The sequence below is a fragment of the Streptomyces sp. NPDC006265 genome, from assembly GCF_040613555.1.
GTDB lineage: Bacteria > Actinomycetota > Actinomycetes > Streptomycetales > Streptomycetaceae > Streptomyces.
The window spans coordinates 1-5240 of sequence record NZ_JBEXSH010000652.1 but is presented as its reverse complement, the minus strand read 5'-3'; the positions used below and the strand labels follow the sequence as shown (position 1 = coordinate 5240).

Genomic DNA, 5240 nt, shown 5'->3' with positions numbered 1-5240 from the left:
AGGCCATGGAGGCGCGTCTGCGCAGCATGTGGACGGCGGGGCCACTGCCGGTGTCCTTCAGGAGCATGACGGTGGCCGCGCGCTTCGGGGTCACCGGGGTGAGGGTGCCGGTCGCGAGTGCGCGGATGCGGTCCGGCCACTCCGGGGGGTACCACTGACCGTTCGCCATGGGCGCGAGGCTATCCCGTGACGGGCGGATGTTCGAGTGGCCCCGGGGACGGAATCCGCAGCTGGGGCCATCGAAGAGGGCGGGGTACGGGGTGCGCGGCTCGGTCCTACGCGAGCTCCACCTGGATCTCGACCTCGACCGGGGCGTCCAGCGGCAGCACCGCGACGCCCACCGCGCTGCGCGCGTGCACGCCCTTGTCGCCGAGGACCTCGCCGAGCAGCTCGCTCGCGCCGTTCAGCACCGCGGGCTGGCCCGTGAAGTCCGAGGCCGAGGCGACGAAGCCGACGACCTTCACCACGCGCGCGATGCGGTCCAGGTCACCGGCGACGGACTTCACGGCGGCCAGGGCGTTCAGCGCACACGTGCGTGCCAGCTCCCTGGCCTCCTCCGGGGTGACCTCCGCGCCGACCTTGCCGGTGACCGGAAGCTTGCCGTCCACCATCGGGAGCTGCCCGGCGGTGTAGACGTACGGGCCGGACTGCACGGCCGGCTGGTACGCGGCGAGCGGCGGGACCACCGCCGGCAGGCTCAGGCCCAGCTCGGCCAGCTTCGCCTCGACGGCGCCCACTACTGCTTCTCCCGCTTCAGGTAGGCCACGAGCTGCTCGGGGTTGTTCGGCCCGGGCACGACCTGGACGAGCTCCCAGCCGTCCTCGCCCCAGGTGTCCAGAATCTGCTTCGTGGCGTGGACGAGCAGCGGCACAGTCGAGTATTCCCACTTGGTCATGCGGCCGACTCTAGCCCCTGGCGGGCAGGGGCCACGCGGCCACCACCGCACCCGTTGTCCACAGCCTCCCGCGTAGCGCGGGCACGGACTGGTTAGGCTCGAATACGTGAGCAGGCTCCAGGTCGTCAGTGGCAAGGGCGGTACCGGCAAGACCACGGTGGCCGCGGCCCTAGCGCTGGCCCTGGCCACGGAGGGGAAGCGGACACTTCTCGTCGAGGTCGAGGGCCGTCAGGGCATCGCGCAGCTCTTCGAAACGGAAGCGCTGCCTTACGAGGAACGGAAAATCGCGGTAGCACCCGGGGGCGGGGAGGTGTATGCCCTCGCCATCGACCCCGAACTGGCCCTTCTGGACTACCTCCAGATGTTCTACAAGCTGGGCAGCGCCGGACGGGCCCTGAAGAAGCTCGGCGCGATCGACTTCGCCACCACCATCGCGCCCGGCCTCAGGGACGTCCTCCTGACCGGCAAGGCGTGCGAGGCGGTGCGCCGTAAGGAGCGCAGCGGGAGGTTCGCGTACGACTACGTCGTCATGGACGCCCCGCCGACCGGGCGGATCACCCGCTTCCTGAACGTGAACGACGAGGTCGCGGGCCTCGCCAAGATCGGCCCGATACACAATCAGGCGCAGGCCGTGATGCGGGTGCTGAAGTCGCCCGAGACGGCCGTGCACCTGGTGACGCTGCTGGAGGAGATGCCCGTCCAGGAGACCGTGGACGGCATCGCCGAGCTGCGTTCGGCCCGGCTGCCGGTGGGGCGGATCATCGTGAACATGGTCCGGCCGGAGGTGTTGGACGAGACGGACCTGGAACTCGTACGGACGGTCCCGCGTTCCACTGTCGCGCGGTCCCTGTCGTCCGCGGGGCTCGGCGGGGCACGGCGCGGCGGGCACGCCGAGCGGCTGGTGGACCCGCTGCTCACGCAGGCCGAGGAGTACGCCGAGCGGTACACGCTGGAGCACGAGCAGCGGGCGGTCCTGGCCGAACTGGGCCTGCCGACGCACGAACTGCCGCTGTTCGCCGAGGGCATGGACCTGGCGGGGCTGTACGAGCTGGCCCGCGAGCTGCGCGAGCAGGGCCTGTCATGAGCCGGCACGGACAGGCACGCGAGCGGGGCGCGGGATGAGCCGGCACGGACAGGGCACGCGAGCAGGGCATGTCATGAGCCAGGACATACAGGCAAGGCCCGTCATGAGTCGGAAGCAGGGGATGTCATGAGTCGTCCGGACCCGGCCCACAGCCACGACCCGGCCCGCCCGCACCTCGCCCCCGCGCGCCTGCTCGACATCGATCCGCTGCTGGAGGACCCGAAGACGCGGATCATCGTCTGCTGCGGCTCGGGAGGGGTCGGCAAGACCACCACCGCGGCGGCCCTGGGCCTGCGCGCGGCGGAGCGGGGCCGCAAGGTGGTCGTCCTGACCATCGACCCGGCCCGCCGGCTGGCCCAGTCCATGGGCATCGACTCCCTGGACAACACCCCGCGCCGGGTGAAGGGCATCGACGACTCCGCGGGCGGCGAACTGCACGCGATGATGCTCGACATGAAGCGCACCTTCGACGAGATCGTCGAGGCGCACGCGGACGGCGAGCGGGCGGCCGCCATCCTGGGCAACCCCTTCTACCAGTCGCTCTCGGCGGGCTTCGCGGGCACGCAGGAGTACATGGCGATGGAGAAGCTCGGGCAGCTGCGCGCCCGGGACGAGTGGGACCTGATCGTCGTCGACACCCCGCCCTCACGTTCGGCGCTGGACTTCCTGGACGCGCCCAAGCGGCTCGGCTCATTCCTGGACGGCCGGCTGATCCGGCTGCTGACGGCACCGGCGAAACTGGGCGGCCGCGCCGGGATGAAGTTCCTGAACGTCGGGATGTCGATGATGACCGGCACCCTCGGCAAGCTGCTCGGCGGTCAGCTCCTCAAGGACGTCCAGACGTTCGTGTCCGCGATGGACACCACCTTCGGCGGCTTCCGCACCCGCGCGGACGCGACGTACAAGCTGCTCCAGGCGCCCGGCACGGCGTTCCTCGTGGTGGCGGCACCGGAGCGGGACGCGCTGCGCGAGGCCGCTTACTTCGTGGAGCGGCTGGCCGCGGAGGACATGCCGCTCGCCGGTCTGGTGCTCAACCGGGTGCACGGCAGCGGAGCCGACCGGCTGTCGGCCGAGCGGGCGCTCGCCGCCGCGGAAAATCTTGAAGAGACCCGCATTGTGGATCAGGAGGGCGGGAAAGCAAGACTTCGTAACTCCCCCGACGCACAGGACAATTCAGACTCTCCCACGCCCAGAACACCAACTCAGGCTCCGGCATCGGCTCCCGAGGGTGGCTCCCCCACCGAAGAAGCCGAGCTTGCCGAGGACACCGAGCGGTCCGTCGACCAGCTCACCGCGGGCCTGCTGAGGCTGCACGCCGATCGCATGCAGCTGCTCTCCCGTGAGCAGCACACGCGTGACCGCTTCACCGCGCTCCACCCCGAGGTGGCCGTGACGGAGGTGGCCGCGCTGCCCGGCGACGTGCACGACCTCACGGGACTGCGCGACATCGGCGACCGGCTCGCGGCCGACGAGCGCGAGCTGCCCGACCCCTCCGACCAGCCGGAGCCGCCCGCGGCGAGGGCCTGAGGCGCGTACCCGAGGCGCGTGCCTGGAGGACAACCCGGCGAGGGCGCAGGGCTCGTGGCGAGGGCGAAGAACCCGTACGCGAAGAACCCGTGGGTGATGGCGAAGGGCCCTGGCAGGGCCCTCAGACCTGGAGCTGGGGAGCTCCCCGAAGGGACTCCTCAGCTCGCCCCTCAGCTCACCGCTGCGTAATTCCCGTACATCTCGTCGTCGTCGAGGGGCAGAACACCGCACCCCCGCTCGTACTCCGTACGCGCCGTCTCCAGCAGCCGGCGCCAGGAGGTCACAGTGGGACGCCTGCGCAGCAGTGCGCGGCGCTCCCGCTCCGTCATGCCTCCCCACACGCCGAACTCGACGCGGTTGTCGAGCGCGTCGGCCAGGCACTCCGTGCGCACCGGGCATCCGGTGCACACCGCCTTGGCCCTGTTCTGCGCTGCTCCTTGAACGAACAGTTCGTCCGGATCGGTAGTGCGGCAGGCCGCCTGCGCACTCCAGTCGACTACCCAGCCCATACCGGCGCCGTCCTCTCCCGAATCGAGGCTCCCCCACGGCGGCAAGCGGCATATTCACCGCCGCCAGTTGAGGACGTTACGGAAGGTGGGCACAGCGCAACACCCCCAGCGGGCCCAATCTTGAATGGCCCGAACGGACTATGGGTAAGCGGCAGATCACCCGGGGGAGTGAGCTGGCGACATACGTAACCTTCCCGACAAACCGGGACAGTTCAGTTGCGTCACATGGGACGCCGTATGACACACCAGACGGATTCGGACACGGCCCCACCAAAAAAGTTGCGGAACACCCGGAACGATTCGGGGTCGCCGGACGTATTGATACGTGACCTCACTGCTGTGACAGTTGAGAGCAGCTTAGGCCAAGGCCTATACGCCTGTCCGGCGAATGAGAACGTAGGCTGCCCTCATGCCAAAGAAGCGCTCGGGCGGTGGTCTGTCTCCCACGCAGCAGGCCGCCAAGTTCCTCGGTGTCAGTGTCCTCGCGGGAGCCGTGCTGGCCGGCATCGCACTCCCGGCGGTGGGCGCGCTGGGACTTGCGGCCAAGGGATCGGTCGAGAGCTTCGACGAGCTCCCCGCCAACATGAAGACCCCGCCGCTCAGTCAGCGCACCACGATCCTCGACGCCGACGGCGACCAGATCGCCACGGTCTACTCGCGCGACCGCACGGTTGTCCCCCTCAAGGACGTCTCGCCGTACATGCAGAAGGCGATCGTCGCGATCGAGGACTCGCGCTTCTACCAGCACGGCGCGGTCGACCTGAAGGGCGTCCTGCGCGCCCTCAACAAGAACGCGCAGACCGGCGGAGTCTCCGAGGGCGCCTCCACCCTGACGCAGCAGTACGTGAAGAACGTCTTCGTCGAGGAGGCGGGCGACGACCCGACGAAGGTCGCGCAGGCCACCCAGCAGACCATCGGCCGCAAGATCCGCGAGCTCAAGTACGCGATCCAGGTCGAGGAGGAACTGGGCAAGAAGAAGATCCTCGAGAACTACCTGAACATCACGTTCTTCGGCCAGCAGGCCTACGGCGTCGAGGCTGCCGCCCAGCGCTACTTCTCCAAGTCCGCCAAGGACCTGAACGTCCAGGAGGCGGCGCTCCTCGCCGGCATCGTCCAGTCGCCGAGCCGGTACGACCCGGTCAACGACGAGGCGGAGGCCACCAAGCGCCGCAACACCGTGCTGCGGCGCATGGCGGCCGTCGGCGACATCTCCCGGGCGCAGGCC

6 protein-coding genes and 1 pseudogene are annotated in these 5240 nt (G+C 69.6%); 3 read left to right on the top strand and 4 right to left on the bottom strand.

Translation table 11 applies throughout. From position 1 onward, the window contains the following. The 3 genes and pseudogenes from ABZ281_RS36530 to ABZ281_RS36520 form a co-directional block, all read right to left on the bottom strand. A pseudogene (locus ABZ281_RS36530) lies at positions 1 to 169 on the bottom strand (NUDIX hydrolase); the annotation flags it as partial. A gap of 106 nt (positions 170 to 275) precedes the next feature. Further along, the gene (locus ABZ281_RS36525; protein ID WP_356662350.1) at positions 276 to 737 is read right to left on the bottom strand and encodes a RidA family protein; all 462 of its coding nucleotides are present in this window, start codon (positions 735 to 737) and stop codon (positions 276 to 278) included. Further along, a complete protein-coding gene (locus ABZ281_RS36520; protein WP_097218487.1) occupies positions 737 to 895 on the bottom strand; it encodes a DUF4177 domain-containing protein in 159 nt (52 codons plus the stop codon). The genes ABZ281_RS36525 and ABZ281_RS36520 overlap by 1 nt, the downstream gene beginning before the upstream one ends. Before the next feature lie 106 nt (positions 896 to 1001). Here ABZ281_RS36520 and ABZ281_RS36515 point away from each other — a divergent pair, with 106 nt between their 5' ends. Together ABZ281_RS36515 and ABZ281_RS36510 are read left to right on the top strand one after the other, a co-directional pair. Beyond that, positions 1002 to 1979, top strand: a complete 978-nt coding sequence (locus ABZ281_RS36515) for an ArsA-related P-loop ATPase (RefSeq protein WP_356662349.1) — start codon at positions 1002 to 1004, stop codon at positions 1977 to 1979. A gap of 126 nt (positions 1980 to 2105) precedes the next feature. Next, complete coding sequence (locus ABZ281_RS36510; protein WP_356662348.1) at positions 2106 to 3506, top strand: ArsA family ATPase; 1401 nt, start codon at positions 2106 to 2108, stop codon at positions 3504 to 3506. A 170-nt stretch (positions 3507 to 3676) separates the two neighbouring features. On the opposite strand, the gene wblA is transcribed toward ABZ281_RS36510, so the two are convergent. Further along, on the bottom strand, positions 3677 to 4015 hold the full coding sequence (gene wblA, locus ABZ281_RS36505; protein ID WP_356662347.1) for a transcriptional regulator WblA: 339 nt from the start codon (positions 4013 to 4015) through the stop codon (positions 3677 to 3679). Positions 4016 to 4424: 409 nt separating this feature from the next. On the opposite strand from wblA, the gene ABZ281_RS36500 reads away from it, so the two are divergent. Continuing rightward, positions 4425 to 5240 (top strand): biosynthetic peptidoglycan transglycosylase (locus ABZ281_RS36500; protein WP_356662346.1); only part of this gene is annotated, 816 nt, incomplete at its 3' end.